The organism is Serratia sp. M24T3, assembly GCF_000257645.1.
In the GTDB taxonomy this organism is placed as follows: domain Bacteria; phylum Pseudomonadota; class Gammaproteobacteria; order Enterobacterales; family Enterobacteriaceae; genus Rouxiella.
Genome location: NZ_AJHJ01000003.1, coordinates 206,365 through 229,396, shown reverse-complemented (window position 1 = coordinate 229,396; position 23,032 = coordinate 206,365). Strand labels below are relative to the sequence as shown.

The 23,032-nt window shown below is 51.0% G+C and carries 22 protein-coding genes; 10 read left to right on the top strand and 12 right to left on the bottom strand.

Annotation, left to right across the window (positions count from 1 at the left end):
- Positions 1-24 precede the first annotated feature (24 nt).
- Positions 25-369 carry a RidA family protein gene (locus SPM24T3_RS04375; protein ID WP_009635493.1) on the top strand — a complete coding sequence of 115 codons (345 nt, stop codon included), beginning with the start codon at positions 25-27 and terminating at the stop codon, positions 367-369.
- Positions 370-441: 72 nt separating this feature from the next.
- Here SPM24T3_RS04375 and SPM24T3_RS04370 read toward each other — a convergent pair whose 3' ends face one another.
- Genes SPM24T3_RS04370 through zwf form a run of 3 tightly spaced genes read right to left on the bottom strand, consistent with a single transcriptional unit; the run spans position 442 to position 3,315 of the window.
- Positions 442-1,083, bottom strand: coding sequence for a bifunctional 4-hydroxy-2-oxoglutarate aldolase/2-dehydro-3-deoxy-phosphogluconate aldolase (locus SPM24T3_RS04370; RefSeq protein ID WP_009635492.1), 642 nt, complete (start codon positions 1,081-1,083; stop codon positions 442-444).
- Between the two features lie 21 nt (positions 1,084-1,104).
- Positions 1,105-1,797, bottom strand: a complete 693-nt coding sequence (gene pgl / locus SPM24T3_RS04365) for a 6-phosphogluconolactonase (RefSeq protein WP_009635491.1) — start codon at positions 1,795-1,797, stop codon at positions 1,105-1,107.
- Positions 1,798-1,839: 42 nt separating this feature from the next.
- A complete protein-coding gene (zwf, locus tag SPM24T3_RS04360; RefSeq protein WP_009635490.1) occupies positions 1,840-3,315 on the bottom strand; it encodes a glucose-6-phosphate dehydrogenase in 1,476 nt (491 codons plus the stop codon).
- Positions 3,316-3,703: 388 nt separating this feature from the next.
- Here zwf and SPM24T3_RS04350 point away from each other — a divergent pair, with 388 nt between their 5' ends.
- Complete coding sequence (locus SPM24T3_RS04350; RefSeq protein ID WP_009635488.1) at positions 3,704-4,573, top strand: MurR/RpiR family transcriptional regulator; 870 nt, start codon at positions 3,704-3,706, stop codon at positions 4,571-4,573.
- Between the two features lie 250 nt (positions 4,574-4,823).
- Positions 4,824-6,266 carry a pyruvate kinase gene (gene pyk, locus SPM24T3_RS04345; RefSeq protein WP_009635487.1) on the top strand — a complete coding sequence of 481 codons (1,443 nt, stop codon included), beginning with the start codon at positions 4,824-4,826 and terminating at the stop codon, positions 6,264-6,266.
- Positions 6,267-6,377: 111 nt separating this feature from the next.
- On the opposite strand, the gene lpxM is transcribed toward pyk, so the two are convergent.
- From lpxM to aspS, 9 genes are all read right to left on the bottom strand, one after another.
- Complete coding sequence (gene lpxM, locus SPM24T3_RS04340; protein WP_009635486.1) at positions 6,378-7,355, bottom strand: lauroyl-Kdo(2)-lipid IV(A) myristoyltransferase; 978 nt, start codon at positions 7,353-7,355, stop codon at positions 6,378-6,380.
- A 129-nt stretch (positions 7,356-7,484) separates the two neighbouring features.
- Positions 7,485-8,816 (bottom strand): murein DD-endopeptidase MepM, encoded by a 1,332-nt coding sequence (gene mepM / locus SPM24T3_RS04335; RefSeq protein WP_009635484.1) that lies wholly within the window; start codon positions 8,814-8,816, stop codon positions 7,485-7,487.
- 19 nt (positions 8,817-8,835) lie between these two features.
- Positions 8,836-9,768 carry a zinc ABC transporter substrate-binding protein ZnuA gene (gene znuA / locus SPM24T3_RS04330; RefSeq protein ID WP_369699982.1) on the bottom strand — a complete coding sequence of 311 codons (933 nt, stop codon included), beginning with the start codon at positions 9,766-9,768 and terminating at the stop codon, positions 8,836-8,838.
- 175 nt (positions 9,769-9,943) lie between these two features.
- Positions 9,944-10,948 (bottom strand): Holliday junction branch migration DNA helicase RuvB, encoded by a 1,005-nt coding sequence (gene ruvB / locus SPM24T3_RS04325; RefSeq protein WP_009635482.1) that lies wholly within the window; start codon positions 10,946-10,948, stop codon positions 9,944-9,946.
- 8 nt (positions 10,949-10,956) lie between these two features.
- Positions 10,957-11,571: a Holliday junction branch migration protein RuvA gene (gene ruvA / locus SPM24T3_RS04320; RefSeq protein ID WP_009635481.1), complete on the bottom strand. Its 615-nt coding sequence runs from the start codon at positions 11,569-11,571 to the stop codon at positions 10,957-10,959.
- A 105-nt stretch (positions 11,572-11,676) separates the two neighbouring features.
- The gene (ruvC, locus tag SPM24T3_RS04315; protein WP_009635480.1) at positions 11,677-12,198 is read right to left on the bottom strand and encodes a crossover junction endodeoxyribonuclease RuvC; all 522 of its coding nucleotides are present in this window, start codon (positions 12,196-12,198) and stop codon (positions 11,677-11,679) included.
- A gap of 187 nt (positions 12,199-12,385) precedes the next feature.
- Positions 12,386-13,129 carry a YebC/PmpR family DNA-binding transcriptional regulator gene (locus SPM24T3_RS04310; RefSeq protein WP_009635479.1) on the bottom strand — a complete coding sequence of 248 codons (744 nt, stop codon included), beginning with the start codon at positions 13,127-13,129 and terminating at the stop codon, positions 12,386-12,388.
- 42 nt (positions 13,130-13,171) lie between these two features.
- Entirely contained in the window at positions 13,172-13,612 is a 441-nt protein-coding gene (nudB, locus tag SPM24T3_RS04305; protein WP_009635478.1) for a dihydroneopterin triphosphate diphosphatase, read from the bottom strand.
- Entirely contained in the window at positions 13,612-15,411 is a 1,800-nt protein-coding gene (gene aspS / locus SPM24T3_RS04300) for an aspartate--tRNA ligase (protein WP_009635477.1), read from the bottom strand. Before aspS ends, nudB begins: the two co-directional genes overlap by 1 nt.
- Before the next feature lie 288 nt (positions 15,412-15,699).
- Between aspS and SPM24T3_RS04295 the strand changes: the two genes are divergently transcribed.
- From SPM24T3_RS04295 to SPM24T3_RS04265, 7 genes are all read left to right on the top strand, one after another.
- Positions 15,700-16,275: a hydrolase gene (locus SPM24T3_RS04295; RefSeq protein ID WP_009635476.1), complete on the top strand. Its 576-nt coding sequence runs from the start codon at positions 15,700-15,702 to the stop codon at positions 16,273-16,275.
- Between the two features lie 73 nt (positions 16,276-16,348).
- A complete protein-coding gene (locus SPM24T3_RS04290; RefSeq protein ID WP_009635475.1) occupies positions 16,349-17,167 on the top strand; it encodes a DUF72 domain-containing protein in 819 nt (272 codons plus the stop codon).
- Between the two features lie 138 nt (positions 17,168-17,305).
- On the top strand, positions 17,306-18,064 hold the full coding sequence (gene cmoA / locus SPM24T3_RS04285; RefSeq protein ID WP_009635474.1) for a carboxy-S-adenosyl-L-methionine synthase CmoA: 759 nt from the start codon (positions 17,306-17,308) through the stop codon (positions 18,062-18,064).
- Positions 18,057-19,028 carry a tRNA 5-methoxyuridine(34)/uridine 5-oxyacetic acid(34) synthase CmoB gene (gene cmoB, locus SPM24T3_RS04280; RefSeq protein ID WP_009635473.1) on the top strand — a complete coding sequence of 324 codons (972 nt, stop codon included), beginning with the start codon at positions 18,057-18,059 and terminating at the stop codon, positions 19,026-19,028. Before cmoA ends, cmoB begins: the two co-directional genes overlap by 8 nt.
- A 446-nt stretch (positions 19,029-19,474) precedes the next feature.
- Positions 19,475-20,905, top strand: a complete 1,431-nt coding sequence (locus SPM24T3_RS04275) for a PhoPQ-activated protein PqaA family protein (RefSeq protein ID WP_009635472.1) — start codon at positions 19,475-19,477, stop codon at positions 20,903-20,905.
- 93 nt (positions 20,906-20,998) lie between these two features.
- Complete coding sequence (locus tag SPM24T3_RS04270) at positions 20,999-21,247, top strand: YqjD family protein (protein ID WP_009635471.1); 249 nt, start codon at positions 20,999-21,001, stop codon at positions 21,245-21,247.
- Positions 21,248-21,599: 352 nt separating this feature from the next.
- Complete coding sequence (locus tag SPM24T3_RS04265; protein ID WP_009635470.1) at positions 21,600-23,030, top strand: efflux transporter outer membrane subunit; 1,431 nt, start codon at positions 21,600-21,602, stop codon at positions 23,028-23,030.
- Positions 23,031-23,032 lie beyond the last annotated feature (2 nt).

Here is a 23,032-nt window from a genome sequence, read left to right as displayed (position 1 = left end):
CAGCGACTTTCAGGAGTACTCTTCATGTCAATTCAACGCATTAGACCCGAACCCCGCATGTCAGATATCGTCGTCCATAACGGTATCGTTTATTACACCAGCGTGCCGGAAAATCTGGATGCCAACGCTAAAGAGCAAACCGCCGAGACTTTGGCAATTATTGATGCCGCTTTAGTCGAAGCGGGCTCACACAAAAGTAAAATTCTTGATGCAACCATTTTCCTGGTCGACGGTAATGATTTTGCCGCCATGAACGAAGCCTGGGACGCATGGGTTTCACCGGGCAATGCGCCAGTGCGCTGCACCGTGCAGGCGAAGCTGATGAACCCGAAATATAAAGTTGAAATCAAAGTTATTGCGGCGATTTAAGCTATAACCTGTAAGCATTAAAAAGCCTCCCGACGTGGAGGCTTTTTTTCATCAAAAGACATCAGACAATCTTTAAGCTTTTGCGCCCGCTACGGCTTCACGCGCCAGCTGAGTGATACGATCGTAATCACCACTTTCCAATGCATCGGCCGGAACCAACCAGGATCCGCCAATACAAAGCACGCTTTTCAATGCCAGATAGTCGCGGTAGTTGCCCGGTGTAATGCCGCCAGTGGGGCAGAAACGTACCTGAGGAAATGGCCCGGCGATGGCCTGCAGCGCTTTCACGCCGCCGTTGGCTTCGGCCGGGAAGAACTTGAATTCACGCAAACCCGCATCGAGACCCAGCATGAGTTCTGATACCGTACTGATACCCGGAATCAGGGGAATAGACCCTTCATTTGCAGCTTTCAGCAGCGCATCCGTCAGACCTGGGCTGATAGCAAACTGTGCTCCGGCAGCGGTCACTTCGGCTAACTGTGCCGGGTTAAGCACCGTGCCAGCGCCAAGGATTGCATCTGGCACTTCTTTCGCAATCGCCCTGATAGCCTCGATAGCACAAGCCGTGCGCAGAGTCACTTCCAGCACGCGAACGCCACCGGCAACCAGCGCTTTCGCCAGCGGTACCGCGTGTTCGAGCTTGTTAATCACGATAACCGGCACGACCGGTCCCGAGGTCAGGATCTGTTCTGCGCTTGTTTTCCAGTTCTTCATCATTTTCTCCATTTATGTCCGCTATGGGGTCCAATAGACCTCTACCGGCGTCTGTTGTTGATGCAGCAGTGCCCTCACGGGCATTTCATTTTGATCGGTGCCCTTATCGGCGCGCTCGTAAGCCTCGCGTTTGGATTCACCGGCCAACAGTAAATAGATTCGACGACTGTCGAGAAGCACGGGTAACGTCAGCGTCATGCGCTCAATGGGCGCGGTTATCGGGGTAATCGCGATGCAACGTTTAGTCGACTGCAAATCCAGCGCTCTGGGCAGACTGGCACTGCCGGGAAACAGGGAGGCAATATGCCCGTCAACGCCCATGCCCAGAAGTGTGACGTCTGCAGGCAACTGTAAAGCCGTCAGCGCCTGTTCAGCACGAGCTTCTCCCTCCAGCGCAGTCAAGGCGTCGTTTTTTAATGCAATAAAGGTGGCTTTCGCCACCTCGCTTTGCAACAGACTATTGCGCACCATCTTTTCATTGCTGGAACCGTTATCGCTGGCAACCCAACGCTCATCGGCCAAGGTGATAGTCACCCTTCCCCAGTCAAGCTCCTGACGGGAAAGCTGCCGAAAAAGTTCAAGCGGCGTTCTGCCGCCTGAAACTATCAGCGTGGCCTGACCTCGTTCAGCAATGCCCTGCCTCAATGCGTCAGCCAGTTTACCGGCCAGATTCTTTAACGCAGTCGCACCGGAAATTTCGACGAAATTGGCCATGTGGTGCCTCATAGTCCTGACGTAGCGTTAAAATACGGAGGATTAGCCGAACTCGTTCCATGAACGACCATCTCGGGTAATCATTGCCACTGAGGCAACAGGTCCCCAAGTACCCGCCTGATAAGGCTTAGGTGCTTCGTTCTCTGCCGACCATGCGTTGACGATGCCGTCGACCCATTTCCAGGCTTCTTCAACTTCGTCACGGCGAACAAACAGCGCCTGGATACCGCGCATGGTCTCCAGCAGCAAACGCTCGTAAGCATCGGCAATGTGCTCTTCGTGGAAGGTTTCCGAGAAGCTGAGATCCAGTTTAGTGGTTTGCAGGCGATGTTTATGCTCCAGACCCGGCACTTTGTTCAGTACTTCGATTTCGATACCTTCGTCCGGCTGAAGACGAATCGTCAGTTTATTCTGCGGCAGCTGCTGATAAGAGTCGCTGAACAGGTTCAGGGCCGGAGTCTTGAAATAGACCACAACTTCTGAGCATTTCGCAGGTAAACGCTTACCGGTGCGCAGGTAGAACGGCACGCCCGCCCACTGCCAGTTGTCGATATCGACACGAATGGCGACAAAGCTCTCAGTGTTGCTATTTTTAATTGCGCCCTCTTCTTCGAGGTAGCCAGGTACTTTTTTGCCCTGTACGAAGCCCGCAGTGTACTGACCACGAACGGTGGTTTCACGCACGTTGGACTGGTCGATACGGCGCAGTGAACGCAGCACCTTAACTTTTTCGTTACGGATACTGTCAGTGCTCAGGTCCGCCGGAGGTGACATGGCAATCATGGTCAGGATCTGCAGCAAGTGGTTCTGAATCATGTCACGCATCTGCCCGGCTTTATCGAAGTAACCCCAACGGCCTTCGATACCCACTTCTTCCGCCACAGTAATCTGCACATGATCGATGGTGCGGTTATCCCAGTTGGAAGCAAACAGGTTATTGGCAAAACGCAGCGCCAGCAGGTTAAGAACGGTCTCTTTACCCAAATAGTGGTCGATACGATAAACCTGGGTCTCGTTGAAATACTCGGCAACGCCGTCGTTGATTTCCTGAGAGGATTTAAGATCGGTACCCAGCGGTTTTTCCATAACCACGCGCGCAGGCTCTTTGTTCAGACCTGCTTCGCCCAAACCTTTACAGATAGCGGCAAAGGTGCTTGGCGGCATAGCGAAATAGTTGATGGTGGTGCGCTTGCTGGTATCAAGCATTTTACCGAGACGGTTGAAATGCTTTTGATCGTTGACGTCGAGATTACAGAACTCTAAACGCGCGGAAAGTTTTTCCCACAGTTCAGGGTCCAGCTTCTCTTTCATAAAGGTGGTCAGCGCTTCTTTTACCACTTCGGTATAAGCTGCTTTATCCCATTCGGCACGGCCTACACCAATGATTTTGGTGTCGTCATGAATGTGCCCAGCCTTTTCCAGCTGATACAGGGAAGGCAACAGCTTACGGCGAGCCAGATCGCCTTTAGCACCGAATATTACCAGGTCACACGCCTGGGCAGGTTGGTTTACCGCCATGTTCTTCTCCTTAGAGCAGGATATACCCTTTGCTTTTGGGTAGATTGTAATTTTATTTCAACCGATTTGCGTTTCAGCAACAATGTACTCTGATCGGGCAGAGGCAGTAAACCAAGATCTAAGGCATTAATAAATGAATAAAAATCCACATAATTTGTCATGGTTGTAAAATCGGCTAACCTGTAAGCAAGGGTTGCTGTAATTTTATGACAAATTTGAACATTAATTACCATATTGAAACTTAGATCTAGCTCATAGTCTGGAAAAAAAAGCTTGGATTTCACCAGATTGTGTCTGCCACCACCTTCACCGTCGTAGTATATTTTCATCAAACTGACATGATTTCTCCTTTTCGTTGAAATCGATGAAACCTATCGAGTGGTCGCCCATGAATACGCTGGAAAAAATACTCAGCTTTTTGGATATCCTCAGCAAATCTGAAAGAAAGGTTGCCGAAGTTATCCTTGCTGACCCCCAAACTGCCATCCATTCAAGTATCGCCACGCTGGCAAAAATGGCGGATGTGAGTGAACCCACCGTTAACCGCTTTTGCCGCCGTCTCGAAACCAAAGGATTCCCTGACTTCAAACTTCAGTTAGCCCAAAGTCTGGCTAACGGAACGCCATACGTAAACCGCAATGTCGAAGAAACTGACAGCGTCGAAGCCTACAGTGCCAAAATTTTTGAATCTGCCATGGCCAGTCTTGAGCAGGTCAAAAACACATTGGACATCACAGCGGTTAACCGGGCAGTCGATTTACTGACTCAGGCGAAGAAAATTTCGTTCTTCGGGCTCGGCGCTTCGGCTGCTGTGGCACACGATGCAATGAACAAGTTTTTCCGTTTTAACATTCCGGTAATATATTTTGATGATATCGTAATGCAACGAATGAGCTGTATGAATTCGGGCGATGGCGACGTTGTAGTGCTGATTTCTCATACCGGCCGCACGAAAAACTTAGTGGAGCTTGCTCATCTTGCCCGTGAAAACGACGCCACGGTGATTGCTATCACCTCCCGTGATACCCCTCTGGCCTATGAGGCGACACTCTCGCTGCTGCTTGACGTGCCGGAAGACACAGACGTATATATGCCAATGGTTTCACGCCTGGCCCAGCTAACACTGATTGATGTACTGGCGACCGGATTTATTCTGCGCCGAGGCGCTAAATTCAGGGATAACCTGAAGCGGGTCAAAGAATCCCTGCGAGATTCGCGCTTTGATAAAGGGGTATCGGCTCCCCCTCGCTCGGAATAATTGGGTGAGGTTGCTGATGTTTTTATCTGAATACCTTTGTTACAATGTTGTTAAATACTAGGGGTCTGGTCCAGATGAGTGGGTACTTTATTACTACAGCTGCCAAGAGCCAGACAAAATTGACGGGATATCAACGGCTTTAGTCATGCGAAGGGTGTCATAATTTTGTATTAAAATTACAATCATCACCCTTTATGTTGATAACCGGATTTTAGCAATACCAATGCCTAACAAGTCAACGGAGTAATGCATGTCCAGAAGGCTCAGAAGAACCAAAATCGTCACCACCCTCGGCCCGGCAACGGACCGCGACAATAATCTTGAAAAAGTGATTGCCGCCGGTGCCAACGTTGTTCGCCTCAACTTCTCTCACGGCACTCCGGAAGATCACCAGCTTCGTGCTGATAAAGTGCGCGAAATCGCCGCCAGACTTGGTCGTCATGTCGCTATTCTTGGCGACCTGCAAGGTCCAAAGATTCGAGTTTCCACCTTCAAAGAAGGCAAAGTCTTTCTCAATATTGGCGATAAGTTCCTGCTTGATGCCAATATGGGCAAAGGTGAAGGCGATAAAGAAAAAGTCGGTATCGATTATAAAGGGCTGCCTGCAGACGTCGTGCCCGGCGATATTTTGCTGCTCGATGACGGCCGTGTGCAATTAAAAGTATTGGAAGTTCAGGGTGTTAAAGTGTTTACCGAAGTCACGGTGGGCGGCCCTCTGTCTAACAATAAAGGCATCAACAAGCTGGGCGGCGGCCTTTCAGCCGAAGCGCTGACCGAAAAAGACAAAGCCGATATCATCACTGCTGCAAAAATTGGCGTTGATTTCCTGGCCGTGTCTTTCCCGCGCACGGGTGAAGACCTTAACTACGCTCGCCGTCTGGCGCGCGATGCAGGCTGTCACGCCAAGATCGTTTCTAAAGTTGAACGTGCAGAAGCCGTGGCCTCGGACGCAGCCATGGATGACATTATCCTGGCCTCTGACGTTGTGATGGTGGCTCGTGGTGACCTGGGGGTTGAAATCGGCGATCCTGAGCTGGTGGGTATTCAGAAGAAGCTGATCCGCCGCGCTCGCACGCTCAACCGCGCCGTGATCACCGCCACGCAGATGATGGAGTCAATGATTACCAACCCGATGCCAACCCGTGCGGAAGTGATGGACGTTGCCAACGCCGTGCTGGACGGAACGGATGCAGTAATGCTGTCAGCAGAAACGGCGGCAGGGCAATATCCGGCAGAAACCGTGGCCGCGATGGCACGCGTTTGCCTTGGCGCCGAGAAAATTCCAAGTATCAATGTTTCCAAGCACCGTCTTGACATTGAATTTGACAATATTGAAGAAACGATTGCGATGTCGGCAATGTATGCGGCTAACCATCAAAAAGGCGTTACTGCAATTATCTCTCTCACCGAGTCAGGTAGAACGCCGCTTATCATGTCACGAATCAGCTCGGGACTGCCTATTTTTGCCATGTCGCGGCATGAACACACCCTAAACCTCACTGCGATGTATCGCGGCGTGACGCCGGTGTTTTTCGACAGCCACAACGACGGTGTTGTTGCCGCCGTTGACGCCGTTAATCTGCTGCGTGATAAAGGCTACTTGCTGTCCGGCGACATTGTTATCGTCACTCAGGGTGATGTGATGAGCACTACCGGCACGACCAACACCACCCGCGTACTGACTGTCGACTAATTTACACTCTCGGATTGCCGACAACAAAAAACCGGCCAAGGCCGGTTTTTCTTTTTTACAACGCTAAATGAAACTCCGCAGCGTTTTCTTTCCGATGCTAGCTTCTGAAAATCACTTGTAGGGATAAAGTTCGTCGCGATCGTAAGGCTCTTTCAAGTCATCTTTACGGGTCTTCAGCAGCTTGAGGATCCAGGTATATTGCTCCGGATTTGGCCCCACCAACACCTCTACCTCTTCGTTCATACGACGGGCGATAGTAACATCGTCGGCGGTGGCTAAATCGTACATCGGCGGACGCACAAAAATATCCAGCCGATGCTCGCTGCCATTGTAAACCGGGAACAGCGGCACGATTTCGGCACGGCAGACTTTCATCAAGCGCCCCACTGCCGGTAACGTAGCTTTGTAAGTGGCAAAGAAATCGACAAACTCACTGTGTTCGGCACCGTGGTCCTGATCGGGAAGATAATAGCCCCAATATCCCTGGCGCACCGAGCTGATAAACGGCTTGATGCCGTCATTGCGGGCATGCATGCGCCCACCGAAACGGCGTCGCACCGCGTTCCACAAATAATCAGTGAGCGGATTCCTTTGATTATGGAACATCGCAGCCATCGGCTGACCCTCTGCGGCCAGCAGCATCGCCGGGACATCCACTGCCCAGCCGTGCGGCACCAGAAAAATAATGTTCTTCCCTTCGGCCTTAAGCTTTTCGATGATCTCGCGGTCGTGCCAGTGCACCCGTTGCTGAATACTTTTAGTCTTACCACGAATCGCCAACTCGGCCATCATCACCATCGACTGCGGAGCTGCGGCGAACATATCATCAATGATCTCTTCACGACGCGCTTCAGATAGCTCTGGCAGACAATAAAACAGGTTGATCTGCGCCCGACGTCTGGCACCCTTGGCATATTTGCCCACCAAACGGCCTAGTCCGCCCAATAGCGGGTCACGAAAAGAGGCGGGAAGGCACGCCAATCCTGCCATTACGCCGACACCCAGCCAAATGCCCCAATAGCGCGGATGAAAGAAGGCTTTTTGAAACTGTGGAATAAATTCCACGGTTGATTTTTTTTCTGATTGCATCCGTTAACTCATAAGCTTTTTATACTAATTATAAAATCCAATCTTCCAATGATAAGTGCCAAGAATTAATTTGCAATGAATGTTATCGCCCGAATTTACGGGCGACAGTATTCAACCAAAGGAAAAGGTTCAGATTTTTAGCTGAGGCATGACCTCACGCACGGTTGCCAGATAGTCTTTGAGGTCTTTACCGCTCAAACCTTCTGAACGCGGCAGCTTGGCGGTAAGCGGGTTAACGGCAATATTATTGATCCATACTTCAAAATGCAGATGAGGCCCGGTGGAACGACCGGTATTGCCAGATAAACCAATGCGATCGCCACGCTTCACTTTCTGCCCCGGTTTGACCAACGCCCTGCGCAGGTGCATATAGCGGGTCATATATTGACGCCCGTGGCGAATGGCCACATAGTTACCGGCTGCTCCCCCTCCTTTCACTACCATTACTTCACCGTCGCCGACGGCCAGTACCGGCGTACCAATGGGCACCGCAAAATCTACACCGCGATGTGGGGCGATACGCCCGGTGACCGGGTTTAGACGACGCGGGTTAAAGTTTGAAGAAACGCGATACTGCTTGAGGGTCGGGAAGCGCAGGAAGCCGCGTGCGAGGCCGCTACCCGAGCGGTCGTAGAACTTGCCGTCTTCAGCACGAATGGCGTAATAATCTTTACCGCCCGTGCGCAAATGCACGCCCGAAAGTTCGCTCTGCTGGCTCTTGCCATCGAGCATTTCGCGCGACATTAAAACCGAGAACTGATCGCCCGCGCGCAGTTTTCTGAAATCCATCTGCCATTGCAGGGCCTTTACCACAGCGCCAATTTCGGCATTGGTAAGCCCGGCCTCTTTGGCGCTGCTGACAAAGCTACCGTCGAGCGTGCCTTTAAGGACCTGGTCCTGCCACTCGCCTTTCAGCGTTTCTGTCGAGGCTTTAAAACCCGTTCCGCTGCGATCGAAAGTCACCGTTTCACGACGCGACTTCTCCCAGGTTACGCGCTGGAGATCGCCGTCGTCATTCAAGGTCCATGACAGCTGCTGGCCTATCTTCAGATTGCGCAAATCGCTGTTGCTGGATGCCAGCGCCGTGATGTCCGACATATCAATGCCGTACTGATTCAGAATGCTGCTGAGGGTATCACCGGTAGAGACCACGTATTCGTGAACACCCTTTTCGTTCTCGGTTTTATCATCGAGCTCGTCTTGCGGGATATCGGTAGTGGCTGGCGTGTCTTCGTCAATGGGTTCGCTGGCTTCAGGCAGCAGAGATCGCATCTGCTGACTGTCGAGCATAATTTGCTTTGCTAGCGGTTTCCCCTGATATCCATCTTGATCCAATTCATAAACAACGGGTTTCCAGACGGCAACAGCAAGAGTAACGATGGTCAAAGACCCCAGCATGAGGCGATGAGGTCGAGGAAGATTGTTGAATGCCAGAGCAATCGATCGGGCTAATAGCTGCACTTGTAACAGTCCTTATGGCTTACTTCAGGCAGCTCACGTACTGAGAAGTCAGATGTGACAGGAAGTTCACATAACTGTCCTTGGTCAGTGCGATGCCGTTCCCTAGCAAGTCCAATGTGCCCACACGCACTTTTGTTCCCTGGGCAACGGCATTAATTACGGCCGGCCTGAACTGTGGTTCAGCAAAAACGCATTCCGCTTTCTGCTCAACCAGCTGAGTTCGAATTTGATGTAATTGCTGTGATGCAGGCGGAATTTCAGGATTGACGGTCAAATGGCCGATTGGGGCCAACCCGTAGTGCTTTTCAAAGTAGCTATTCGCGTCTCGAAAAACAAAATATCCCTTCCCCTGAACAGGTTGCAGCATCTTACCAAGCTTTATGTCAGTTTGTGTCAATTTGTCTTCAAACTGACGCAGGTTGGCGTCTAGTTGGTCTTTCTTTTGCGGCATTAGTTCCAATAATTTTGCGTGAATTTCCACAGCGGCTAATTTTGCCACTTCAGGTGAGAGCCATAGACGCATGTTATATTCATCACCTTGATGCCCTTTCCCAGAATCTTTATGCTTGCGAATACCCTGTTGCTGTGGGTCCCGTTCAGCTAAAAGCAGCGGCTGGACACCTGGTAGCGCCGAAATATTCACCACCCGATTTGGTGGCAGCTGTGCAACAGATTTGCTCATAAAACGTTCCATCCCAGGACCCACCCAAACCAGTAAATCGGCGCTACGCATGTGCTGGAGATCGGCGGGACGGAGGGAATAGTTTCCTGGAGAGGCGCCAGCCGGCAGTAAAACCTCGGTTGGCGTCACTCCATCGGCGATTGCGGCGGCGATAAAGCCTAGCGGGCGCACGGAGGCCAGTACGGCTGCCTGAACCTGAGCGAGTGTGCCAGCACCTAGCATTGAAACGGCAATCAGGGTACGGACTACAAAAGATTTATTAATTTTCATCATTATTAATCTCGGAATCATGGGCTTATTCATTTTTATCGTTCTCAAGCCTGGATTCAGACTACGTATTCTTCGGCTAATAAAATAAAGTTTTTAGAGCAAATTCATAGTTATTTTGAAAAAAAAAGAGAGCGGCGTAATACGCAGCTCTCCTTGGAGACATACTTTTTGCACTTTATTCTGGTCTGATCATTCCAAAATGCTTATAGGCGTGATTGGTTGCCATTCTGCCTCGCGGCGTGCGCTGAATGAATCCCTGCTGGATCAGGAACGGTTCGATCACGTCTTCGATGGTTTCGCGCTCTTCCCCAATCGCTGCCGCAAGGTTATCAAGTCCAACCGGTCCGCCGGTAAACTTGTCGATAATCGCCAGCAACAGTTTGCGGTCCATATAATCAAAACCTTCAGCGTCGACGTCGAGCATATCCAGCGCGCCGTTGGCGACGTCGCCGTTTATGGTGCCATCACCTTTCACTTCGGCGAAGTCTCGCACACGGCGCAGCAGGCGGTTGGCAATACGTGGCGTACCGCGCGAGCGGCGAGCAATTTGATGCGCGCCCTCTTCTGAAAGCTCCAGCCCCAGACAAGTGGCACTGCGGCCTACAATATGCTGCAAATCGGCCACCTGATAGAACTCCAAACGTTGCACGATACCAAAACGGTCACGCAGTGGAGAAGTCAGTGACCCCGCGCGCGTCGTTGCACCCACCAGCGTAAAGGGAGGTAAATCAAGCTTAATCGAACGTGCCGCCGGACCCTCGCCAATCATGATATCCAGCTGATAATCCTCCATCGCCGGATAAAGCACCTCTTCCACTACCGGTGAAAGGCGGTGGATTTCGTCGATAAACAGGACGTCGTGCGGTTCGAGGTTGGTCAGCATCGCGGCCAAATCACCGGCTTTTTCCAGCACCGGGCCGGAAGTCGTGCGCAGATTAACGCCCATTTCATTGGCGACAATATTTGCCAACGTGGTTTTACCCAGCCCCGGCGGACCGAAAATCAGCAGGTGATCCAGCGCATCGCCACGCTGTTTTGCCGCCTGAATGAAGATCTCCATTTGCGATCGCACGTGCGGTTGCCCAACATAGTCGGACAATCGTTTTGGACGGATCGCTCTGTCGATAACTTCTTCTTCGCTGAACACTTCAGCAGAAATAAGACGGTCAGCTTCTATCATCTGTTACCTCACAGAGCCGCGCGCAGCGCTTCTCTAATCAATGTTTCGCACTCTGCACCCGGTTTGGCAACTTTGCTTATCATCCTGCTCGCCTCTGGTGGCTTATAGCCAAGAGAAATAAGCGCAGCCACCGCCTCGCCTTCTGCATCAGATTCTTTTGCCCTGGACGCCGCCGCAGGCAGGGTAATATCCGTGGGACTGTTGAACAAGTCACCGTTAAGGCCTTTAAATCGGTCCTTCATTTCGACCACCAGACGTTCGGCGGTTTTCTTGCCAACGCCCGGCAGCTTGATAAGCGAAGTAATTTCTTCTTTTTCAACCGCGCTGACAAACTGTTGTGCCGACATGCCTGAAAGGATTGCCAACGCCAGTTTCGGCCCCACGCCGTTAACTTTAATCAGTTCGCGAAACAGTGCGCGCTCCTGTCTGTCATTGAAACCATACAGCAGCTGAGCGTCTTCGCGCACGATAAACTGAGTAAATACAATCGCTTCCTGCCCTAATTCCGGCAGTTCGTAAAAACAGGTCATCGGCATATGAACTTCATAACCTACACCGTTGGTTTCCAGCAATACTAACGGGGGCTGTTTTTCCAGAATAACGCCTCTGAGACGACCTATCACTTTGACCTTCCTTTGCGGATTAACCCCGTCGGCCCGGCAGACGGAGTGATTATAAATTTTATCGTTTATATCATAAAAAAGAGCTGGATAGATATCCAGCCTTAATTAACGCATTCGCCCGCGCGTCAACTGCAATTTTTCAGTGCCCAAACGGATTGAATTCTGACTGACGTGACAGTGAGTGATGGCAATCGCCAACGCATCGGCAGCATCCGATTGCGGATTGGCAGGCAGCTTAAGCAATGAGCGCACCATGTGCTGCACCTGACTTTTTTCTGCCGCGCCAGTGCCGACCACCGTCTGTTTAACCTGCCGAGCCGCGTATTCGAAGACCGGCAAATCCTGGTTGACAGCGGCCACAATCGCCGCGCCGCGCGCTTGACCAAGCTTCAAGGCCGAATCTGGGTTTTTCGCCATAAACACCGATTCGATGGCGAAAAAGTCCGGTTGAAATTGAGTAATAATTTCCGTGACGCCGGCATAAATCAGCTTTAAACGCCCTGGCATGTCATCAACCACCGTGCGAATGCAGCCGCTGCCCAGATAACTGAGCTGCCTGCCCTGTTGGCGAATAATGCCATAGCCGGTAACGCGCGAGCCTGGGTCAATCCCCAGAATGATAGCCATAGCTTATCGATACCTTATCTTGTGATAACGCTGGACCTGCCGTTTCGCATTGTTGGTCGTTGTTAATTGTTGAACGCTTTCTTCGGCAAGTTTGTCTTGAATTGAATAAAAAAACAAACCGGACTGAGGAAGTCCGTAAAGCCAGCCGGAAGACACGAGCCTGTCGCGCTTCCGGCTGAGAGGAAGATTACAGGGTTTCTGCAATCTCATCGGAGATTTCACCGTTGTGGTAAACCTCCTGCACATCGTCACAGTCTTCGAGCATGTCAATCAGACGCAGCAGTTTAGGCGCTGTGTCGGCATCCATATCGGCTTTGGTCGATGGGATCATGGTGACTTCGGCCTGATCGGCTTTAAAACCCGCCGCTTCCAACGCGTCTTTCACATCGCCCACGCTTTCCCATGCGGTATAAACGTCGATAGCGCCGTCGTCGAAGGTTTGCACGTCATCGGCACCAGCTTCCAGCGCCGCTTCCATGATCGCATCTTCGTCCACACCCGGAGCAAAAGTGATCACGCCGGTTTTGGTAAACAGGTAGGCCACGGAACCGTCAGTTCCCAGGTTACCGCCGGTTTTTGTGAAGGCATGGCGAACTTCGGCAACGGTACGGTTGCGGTTGTCACTCAGGCACTCAACCATTACGGCGGTGCCGCCAGGGCCGTAACCTTCATAGATGATCGTTTCCATGTTGGAATCATCATCGCCACCCACACCGCGCGCGATGGCACGGTTAAGGGTGTCACGCGTCATGTTGTTGGACAGTGCTTTGTCAATCGCTGCACGCAAGCGCGGGTTGGCACCCGGATCGCCGCCACCCAGTTTCGCCGCAGTAACCAGCTCGCGAATAATCTTGGTGAAAATTTTACCGCGTTTAGAGTCTTGCGCTGCTTTGCGGTGCTTGGTGTTGGCCCATTTACTGTGACCTGCCATAAAAGATCTCCATTAGCCTTTTTCAGGCTGAACTCAATTTAGTTAATCAAAAATAACAAATTCTTCAATCGCCTGCTGATTGCTCGGTGATTTGGTAAAAGCCGCCGCGGCCGCTTTGTCCAACCATTGATAGGCGAGATGCTCCGTCAATGGAATCTCTCGCTCTTCGGGCAACGCCAGGCAAAACCAGTGCTCTTTATTCCAGCTTACGCCGGGCGCATAGCGATAGCGCAGGTGCGCAAACAGTTCAAACTCGACGCAGCGATCGCAGTCCTGCAAATAGAGGTTTTCGGCGGCAATATCAATGCCTACCTCCTCCATCACTTCACGCTGCGCGGTTTGTGCGGGTGACTCACCGTCTTCAAGACTGCCGGTAACCGACTGCCAGAACTGGGTATCGTCACGCCGCTGAAGCATTAGCACCCTGCCGGTGTTGCTGGCGTAGATTACGACCAGTATCGACTCAGGACGCTTATAGCTCATTACTCATTCTCTAAATTTATGTCGGTATCGGTCGCCGCTTTTTTGGCAATTACGCTAATTCCCAGCTCAACCAGCGATGCCGGGTTGGCGAAGTTTGGCGCTTCAGTCATCAGACAAGCCGCTGCGGTAGTTTTAGGGAACGCGATAACGTCACGGATGTTATCGGTGCCGGTCAACAGCATCACCAGACGGTCAAGACCAAAAGCCAGGCCCGCGTGCGGTGGTGCGCCGTATTTCAGCGCATCGAGCAGGAAGCCAAACTTCTCGCGCTGCTCGTGCTCGGTAATACCCAGAATGCTGAATACCGCCTGCTGCATTTCACCGCGGTGAATACGCACAGAACCACCGCCGACTTCATAGCCGTTGATTACCATGTCGTAAGCGTTGGCGATAGCAGAAGTTGGAGTAGACGCCAGCTCCTGCGCGGTCATTTCTTTCGGCGCGGTAAACGGATGGTGCATCGCGGTCAGGCCGCCTTCGTCAGTGTCTTCAAACATTGGGAAGTCAACCACCCACAGAGGCGCCCAGGCTTTTTCGTCGGTGATTTGCAGGTCGCGACCAATTTTCAGGCGCAGCGCACCGATTGCATCAGTAACAATTTTAGCACTTGCCGCGCCAAAGAAGATGATGTCGCCGTCTTGCGCCTGCAGGCGTTCAAACAGAGCACTTAACAGCTCGGCACTCAGGAATTTAGCTACCGGGCTCTGAATACCTTCCAGACCTTTAGCTACCTCATTGACTTTGATGTAAGCCAAACCTTTGGCACCATAAATCTCGATAAACTTGGCGTATTCGTCGATTTGTTTACGGCTCAGCTGGGACCCGCCCGGCACGCGCAGTGCAGCAACGCGGCCTTTCGGATCGTTGGCAGGATCGGCGAAAACTTTAAATTCGATATTTTTGAACAAATCGGCGACGTCAACCAGTTCCAGCGGGTTACGCAGGTCAGGTTTGTCAGAACCGTAGCGACGCATAGCATCGGCATAGGTCATGATCGGGAAATCGCCCAGATCAACGCCTTTCACATCCAGCCACAGTTCACGCGCGAGTTTCTCCATGACTTCACGAACCTGCTCGGCTGTCATGAACGAGGTTTCCACGTCGATCTGGGTAAATTCTGGCTGACGGTCGGCGCGCAAGTCTTCATCGCGGAAACATTTGACGATCTGATAGTAACGATCGAAACCTGACATCATCAGCAACTGTTTGAACAGCTGTGGAGACTGCGGCAGCGCGTAGAACTTGCCTTTATGCACGCGGCTTGGCACTAAATAGTCACGCGCGCCTTCCGGGGTCGCCTTGGTCAGCATCGGGGTTTCGATGTCGAGGAAGTCGTGGCTGTCCATGAAGCGGCGAACAAAGCTGGTGATGCGCGCACGGGTTTTCAGGCGGTTGGCCATTTCAGGGCGACGCAGATCGAGATAACGGTATTTCAGACGCGCTTCTTCGGTGTTGTTGTGGTTGGAATCCAGCGGTAGGGGTTCTGAACGGTTAATGATATTCAGCGAGCTGGCAAACACTTCAACCTCACCGGTCGCCATGTCTTTGTTAAACTGGCTTTCAGGACGCGCACGAACGGTACCGGTCAACTGCACGCAAAACTCATTACGCAGTTCTGATGCCAATTCGTATGCCGCGCTCTGATCCGGATCGAAAAATACCTGCACGATGCCTGCACGGTCGCGCAAATCGATGAAGATCAAACCACCCAGATCGCGACGGCGGTTAATCCAACCGCACAAAGTCACTTCCTGGCCAACGTTGGTCGAATTAAGCTTGCCACAATATTCAGTACGCATAACGGTATCCCTTTGATCTCACTGCCTGTGAGCATCGGATTAATATGGGTCGAAAAAAGGCGGTCATTATAAAGGAATTTCGTTCATAGGATAAGTGCGAACTCGCACGAGAAGCGCCAGAAATTATTCCGTAACCCTTCTCACACATAATTTAACAAAATTATCATCAAACCCCACGCTGGTTAGCATAAAATGCTCCGACACTCTTAGTACCCTAAGTAACTGCCCACGCCGGGACGCCGAGCAAGTGCCGGGGGTTCATTCATCTTATTACTGGTGGGCTTTTTTATGTCTCTGAAACTTGATCCTAAAACCACAGCGCTGGTGTTAATCGACTTACAAAAAGGCATTCTGCCCTTCGCTGGTGGTCCGCACACTGCTCAACAGGTGCTGGATAAAGCCACTGAACTGAAGACCCGTTTCAACACTCTGGGTGCGCCAGTGTTCATGGTGCGCGTGGGTTGGTCAGCCACTTTTGATGAAGCGCTGAAACAGCCTACCGATATTTCTGCCGGTGGTGGCAGCCTGCCAGAATACTGGTGGGAATTCCCTGAGCAACTTAACGTTACTGATAAAGACCTGTTGGTCGTTAAACGCCAATGGGGTGCTTTCTACGGTACCGATCTTGAGCTGCAACTGCGCCGTCGTGGTATTAAAACCATCGTGCTGGCGGGTATTTCTACCAACATCGGGGTTGAATCAACTGCGCGTAACGCCTGGGAACTGGGCTTCGAGCTGGTGTTTGCCGAAGATGCATGCAGTGCGCACAACGAAGAACATCATGGCTCAAGCGTGAAGTTTATTTTCCCGCGCATTGGCCGCGTTCGCTCCACAGAAGAGGTGCTTGCTGCCGTTGCGCAGTAAAGTTACCCTTGGATGAACGCCAACGCCGCCTTCGGGCGGCGTTTTCATTTTTAAAACCGGACAGGGAAACGGCATGTACATTGGACTTCCGCAATGGCATCACAATGCCTGGAACAGCATCGGCCTTCACGATCTGGCCGATTACGCGCGCTATTTTAACTGCGTTGAAGGGAATACGACGTTCTATGCCCTGCCCAAGGCCGAAGTGGTCATGCGCTGGCGTGATATGACTCACGACGATTTCCGTTTCTGTTTTAAATTTCCCTCTACTATCAGTCATAAAGCCGCGCTGCAAAACTGTCGGCAGGACATCGACGCCTTTTATCAGTGCCTGGCTCCGCTGGAGAATCGCCTCGGCCAGCTGTGGTTGCAGCTGCCTTCAACCTTTGCGCCGCAGCATCTTGACCGGCTGTGGACCTTTCTCGATGCGTTGCCTAAAGGATTTGATTACGGCGTTGAGGTCAGGCACGAACAGTTTTTTGCCAAAGGCGAAGAAGAGCGGGCGCTGAATCGCGGGCTGCACCAACGCGGTGTCAGCCGTACTGTATTGGATAGTCGCCCGGTGCATCATGCCACCAGCGATACCGAAGCCGTGCGAGAAGCCAAACGGAAAAAGCCCAAGCTGCCCGTGCATGCGGTGATGACGGCGAGTCGCCCGATAGTTCGCTTTATCGGTGGCGATGACTTGGCAGTCAACCAGCGCTGGTTCAGCCAGTGGGTTCCAAAACTGGTGGACTGGCAGCAGCAGGGCCATGCCCCATACCTGTTTATTCATTCACCTGACTGTAGCGATGCTCCGCAGCAGGCGCAGGCGCTGTGGCGAACGTTGCGCCAGCATCTCCCGGCGGTTGGTCCGGAACCGGATTGGCCCGAGCAAGACTCGCTGTTCTGAGACATTACGTCGCCATCAGGTCATTAAGCACATTTTTTCGAGTATCCCGCGGGGAGAATCTGATAAACTTCGCCCCCATTACAGCAAACAGCAGCTCTTTTGCTCCCCTATTTACTATTTTTGGTCTGATTCAGCACTATGACTAACCAAGACAAGCTTTTTTCAGCGCCGATCGAAAAACTCGGCGACTGGACCTTTGACGAACGCGTCGCCGAAGTTTTTCCGGATATGATCCAGCGCTCGGTCCCCGGCTATTCCAATATTATTTCTATGATTGGCATGCTGGCGGAACGTTTCGTCAAGCCGGATAGCAAGGTCTACGATCTCGGCTGCTCGCTGGGCGCCGCTACCTTGTCTATGCGTCGCAATATCAAAGTTTCAGGCTGTGAAATCATCGCCGTAGATAACTCATCGGCGATGGTTGAACGCTGCCGCCGCCACATTGACGCCTTCCGCGCCGAAACACCGGTCACCGTAATTGAAGCCGATATTCTCGATATCGAACTGAAACATGCATCCATGGTGGTACTGAACTTTACGCTACAGTTTCTGGAACCGGCGGATCGTCAACGCTTGCTGAATCAGGTTTATCAGGGGATGCGCCCGGGCGCGGCGCTGGTGTTATCCGAGAAGTTCAGTTTCAAGGATGCCGATGTCGGAGAACTGTTGTTTAACATGCACCACGATTTCAAGCGAGCAAATGGTTACAGCGAGCTGGAAATCAGCCAGAAACGCAGCATGCTGGAAAATGTGATGTTGACTGATTCTGTCGAAACTCACAAACAGCGTCTGCATCAGGCCGGTTTTGAACATGCAGAAGTTTGGTTCCAGTGTTTTAATTTTGGTTCATTAATTGCCATCAAGGCTGAAAATACGGCAGGAGACGCGCGTGATTGAGTTTGGAGATTTTTATCGCGCGATAGCCAAAGGCCCGCTTAGCCCGTGGCTGAATACCCTGCCCTCGCAGCTGACTGCGTGGCAAAAAGAGTCGCTGCACGGCAAATTTAAAATGTGGTTCAACGCGGTTGACCGCCTGCCGTTGATTGAGCCGGATCGCCTGGATTTACTGCACAGCGTTACGGCAAATACTTTAGAGCCGCTGCCCAAAGGCCAGCGTGAAGGCATGGAAAACCTGCTGCGCAACCTGATGCCGTGGCGTAAAGGCCCGTTTTCGCTGTATGACATCGAGATTGAAACCGAGTGGCGGTCCGACTGGAAATGGGACCGTGTGCTGCCGCATATCTCTGCTCTGGCCGGGCGCACCGTTCTTGACGTCGGCTGCGGTAGCGGTTATCACATGTGGCGCATGATTGGTGCGGGAGCACATTTTGCCGTCGGTATCGATCCGATGCAGCTGTTCCTGTGTCAGTTTGAAGCGGTGAGAAAACTGCTTGGCGGCGATCAGCGCGCGCATTTGTTGCCTCTTGGCATTGAGCAACTCCCTGAACTTAACGCCTTTGATACGGTGTTTTCGATGGGTGTGCTTTATCACCGACGATCTCCACTCGATCACCTGTTGCAGTTGAAAAGTCAGCTGGTCAGCGGGGGTGAACTGGTGCTGGAAACGATTGTCATTGAGGGTGATGGCAATCAGGTGCTGGTGCCGGGCGATCGCTATGCGCAGATGAACAATATTTACTTTATTCCTTCCGCCGAGGCGCTCAAAGGCTGGTTGATCAAATGCGGGTTTGTCGATGTACGCATTGCCGATGTCAGCCTGACCACAACAGAAGAACAGCATCGCACTTCCTGGATGACCAGTGAATCTCTGGCTGAATTCCTTGACCCACAGGATAGCAGCAAAACTGTTGAGGGCTATCCAGCGCCGCGCCGCGCACTGCTTATTGCCAACAAACCTTGATTGTTTAGCTCCCGGCCTCCAGCCTGGGGGCTACCCCCTCTAAAACCATTGATAAAACATCTTGTACAATCGGTTGCAATTCATTCATTGCGGCCGAGGGGAATTATCGCTTAATGTAAACTTCGTAGAGTTTATTTTTTTGTATCGTTATTTTTTAATTTATTGGGGAGAGAACCGTAAAACTAATTTTCATACCTTACGGCCAGCTGTTTATTTCGGATTAATCTGATTTTAATACAAAGTCTAAAAATCAGAATTTACCGTTTCGCATCAGTCTTATTAAACATATGGTAATAATCTGATTTACTGCTCATTGACAATTAATGTCTGTAAATCGAGTAATATGCTGAGAACATAATAGACAATTGACGGGTGCAGTACAGGGAAGAGGCGATTTAACGTTAATTATAATAATAAAGTCCCCATTCATTAATTGAGGATGAATGATGAAAAAAATTTACGTAATGATTATTTCGCTGTTATTTATTTCCACCGAAACTTTTGCACAAACCAACACCAGTGATGCCGCTTGTAAAGGTGAGAGTGCCAATGATGCTTCGAATGTTATTTCCTGCTACCGGCAACAACTGGCAGCTCAGCCATTAAATTACTGGTTTATGAGCAACCAAAGCTATGATGGCGTAGAGGTTAACCGGTATCAGATGATTTCTCAGTCATGGTCTCCGGCAGGACTTGTGTCGCCTGCGGCATGGAAGGAAAATGTCACTATTGCCATTCCACCGCATCCTAAATCTGTTCGTGCTCTGATTGCCGTTGATATCCCGGATGCCACGCTTTTAGATGTAGCGAAAAGAACCAGCACCATTGTTATTTCTCTGCAAACTATTCCCAGTAAAGATTTGGTTTATCAGAATGATAATAAACCGCTGGAGGAAGACGACAGTATTGCTCGCACCTGGAAGCTTTATATGGCAGACCCTGTTGACCGCGAACAACTGCCCCTGCACGTTCCAATGGCGGCCTCAATCTCTCAAACCATCCGATTAGCTAAAAAAGAACTGATCAAATGGGATATTAATAAATTTATTGTGACCGGTGCGTCCAAGCGTGCCTGGGCAACCTGGTTATCGGGAATTTCCGATCCTGACGTTGATGCTATTGTTCCATTCGTCATTGACGTGCTCGACACTGGAAAGATAATGGCAAATATGTACCATTCCTATGGCGGTAATTGGCCAATCGCCTTTGCTCCTTATTACAATCAGGGAATTGACCAAGCTACCCGCACAGCCAATTTCGGCAAGTTAATGAAAATCGAAGATCCGCTGCAATATATGGGCACTGCTTATCAATCACGATTGGCCATCCCCAAATATATTGTCAATGCCAGCGGTGATGATTTCTTTGTTCCTGATAATACAAGATATTATTACGATAAACTGCCAGGAATAAAATCGCTGCGAATGGCGCCAAATACCGGACATATGGGCATCATGGGTTTTATTGATCAATCGCTGGTACCGTTTGTTAACCGTATTCAGGACGATCGCCCGCTGCCGCAGGTTATCACCGCCCCTTATCGCCAGGAAAACTCAAACCAGCTCGATGTCCGCTTCTCGGAGAAACCGGTTAAAGTGGTACGCTGGACGGCAACGAATCCTGTGGCTCGTGACTTCCGTTTTGCCTGCGGTATCAAATATGCTGCCACTCCGCTGGAATTGAGTTCAACAAACAGCGTCGAAATGCCTTTGGTCTACAACGGCCCTGGATGGCAGGCTAGTTTTGTTGAAGCGACTTTTGACGATGGCTATATTGCGACCTCTCAGGTGTATATCACTCCTGATGATAAATATCCGACAGTTGCACCACCGGGAGATAAGGCTGGCTGCCAGACATTACCTGGGCGCGGCTTATAGGATCTGTCTGATAAACGGCGTGTTTTTAGGGCCAATGCCGCAAACTTTTTTTTCTCTGCTAACCTTATTTAACAACTAATAAGGAGATCGCGTATGTTTAATCAAACTGAAGATAAAGTTAAAGAAGTTGCCGGTGCTGCTCAGGAAGCTTTTGGTGATGTGACTGATTCGCCAGAGCATCAGGCAAAAGGTGCCGCCAGAAAATACGCTTCTCAGGCAAGCTACGCAGCTAAAGATGCCGTTTCTACCGCGGTAGAGCAGGTAAAAGAAAACCCGTTTGCGGGTGTCGCGGTAGCCGGTGCGATAGGTATCGTGATTGGTTACCTGCTGGGCCGCAAGTAATTTGCTTATATCTTATGGACGGCTGTGTGAAATTTCTTCACGCCTATTGACGTAATCTTGAATAGGTTTATTATTTCGCCCGCATAAAATTTACACACAGCAAGTCCATAAAATCGATTTGAAGCACATTTTATTGAGCCATCAACCTAGGTTGATGGCTTTTTTTATGCCTGGGCTTATCCTTCTTACAGTACCCTCTGCTGCAACACCAATGATTGCTAATGTCGATGTTTACCTCTCACCCCCGCTTACGTTTAAGCGTTTATAGAACAGATAAATACTTCGCCTTAAGCCTCTCTTAATAAGAATTATTTAAGCTGCCCTGAATTAACTTATGTTCGGGAGAAAAGTGATGATGGCCGATAGGTCCCGATATGTAGCCTTTACCCGGCTCGGAAACCGCCTGAAACCGGTTCCATTACTATTGATAGGCCTGATCGTCAGCGGCTGCTCGATGTTTGTACCTGATTACCATCGACCTACCGTGCCGATTGCCAGCAAATGGTCCTCACCTTTGGAGACGGCCAATAAAACCGCCATGCCGGTCAGCGGCCCCTGGTGGCAAGATTTCAGCAGCAGCGAGCTTAACGGGCTGATGAAAGCCGGACTGATGGAGAACTATTCATTACAGGCAGCTTATCAACGTATTGAAGAATCCCGCGGCACTGCGGAGCTTGACGGTGCACCTCGTTATCCAACCCTCGCCCTTGGCGGCTTATACACCAGACAAAATAACTTCTCCACCACCAGCAAAACCAGCGTTAACGGTCAGGCCAGCTACGAAACCGACTTTTGGGGTAAAAATCAGGATAAATATCACTCGGCACAGCAGTTAGCCACTGCCGCAGAATATGATGCTGAAACGGTGAAGATGACTTTGGCAGCCAATATCGCCAATACTTATTTTCAGCTGCTATCGCTAGATGAGCGAATCTTGCTGGCGCAAAAAATTTCAGGAGATGAACAACATATTCTGGACCTGGTGCAAACTCAGGCCAACCTTGGCGCGGGTTCAAATCTCGAAGTCGAGCAACAGCGCAACGTATTACAGACCTATCAGGCCACCGTGTTTTCCCTTCAGCAGCAGCGCAATCAGACTCGCTTCGCCCTTGCGGTACTGGTCGGGCAAAGTCCTGAAAGTTTCAATATCGTCAGCAAAAATTTGAATCACATCACTGACCCGGCCCCGCAGCTGAGTTTTCCAGCCAACCTGTTACGTCGCCGACCCGACATTCAGGCGGCCGAGGCGCGTCTGATATCTACAAACTATGACGTGGGCGCGGCACGGGCCAGTTTCCTGCCGGACATTGTGGTAACGCCGCTTGCCGGTATCAACACCCTTGCCGGCACCTCGGTCTGGAGCCTGATTGGCACCCTGACACAGCCTATCTTCTCGGGCGGTTCGCTGAGCGGCCAGCTGCATTTCGACAAGGCTCATTCGCAGGAAATGGCGGCCAACTACAAGCAGACCTTATTGACTGCTTTTCAGGATGTGGAGACACAGATTAGCGCGGTGAATCAGTTTACCCAGGCCGACAAACTCAACGCCGAAGCCGTGGTGTCGGCTCAGGAGGCCAATCGACTGGCGCTTGTCCAGTACAAACTTGGCAGCATCGATTATCAAACATTGCTGACCGTCGAACGCACGCTGTATCAGAGCGAAGACAGCAGTCTGCAGGTTAAATTACAGCGGTTGCAAGCTTCGGTTGGCCTGTTCCGCGCCTTGGGTGGTGACTACGTAACCCCCTCTTCCTCTCCCCAAACAAATTCAAAGGTAGGATAAAT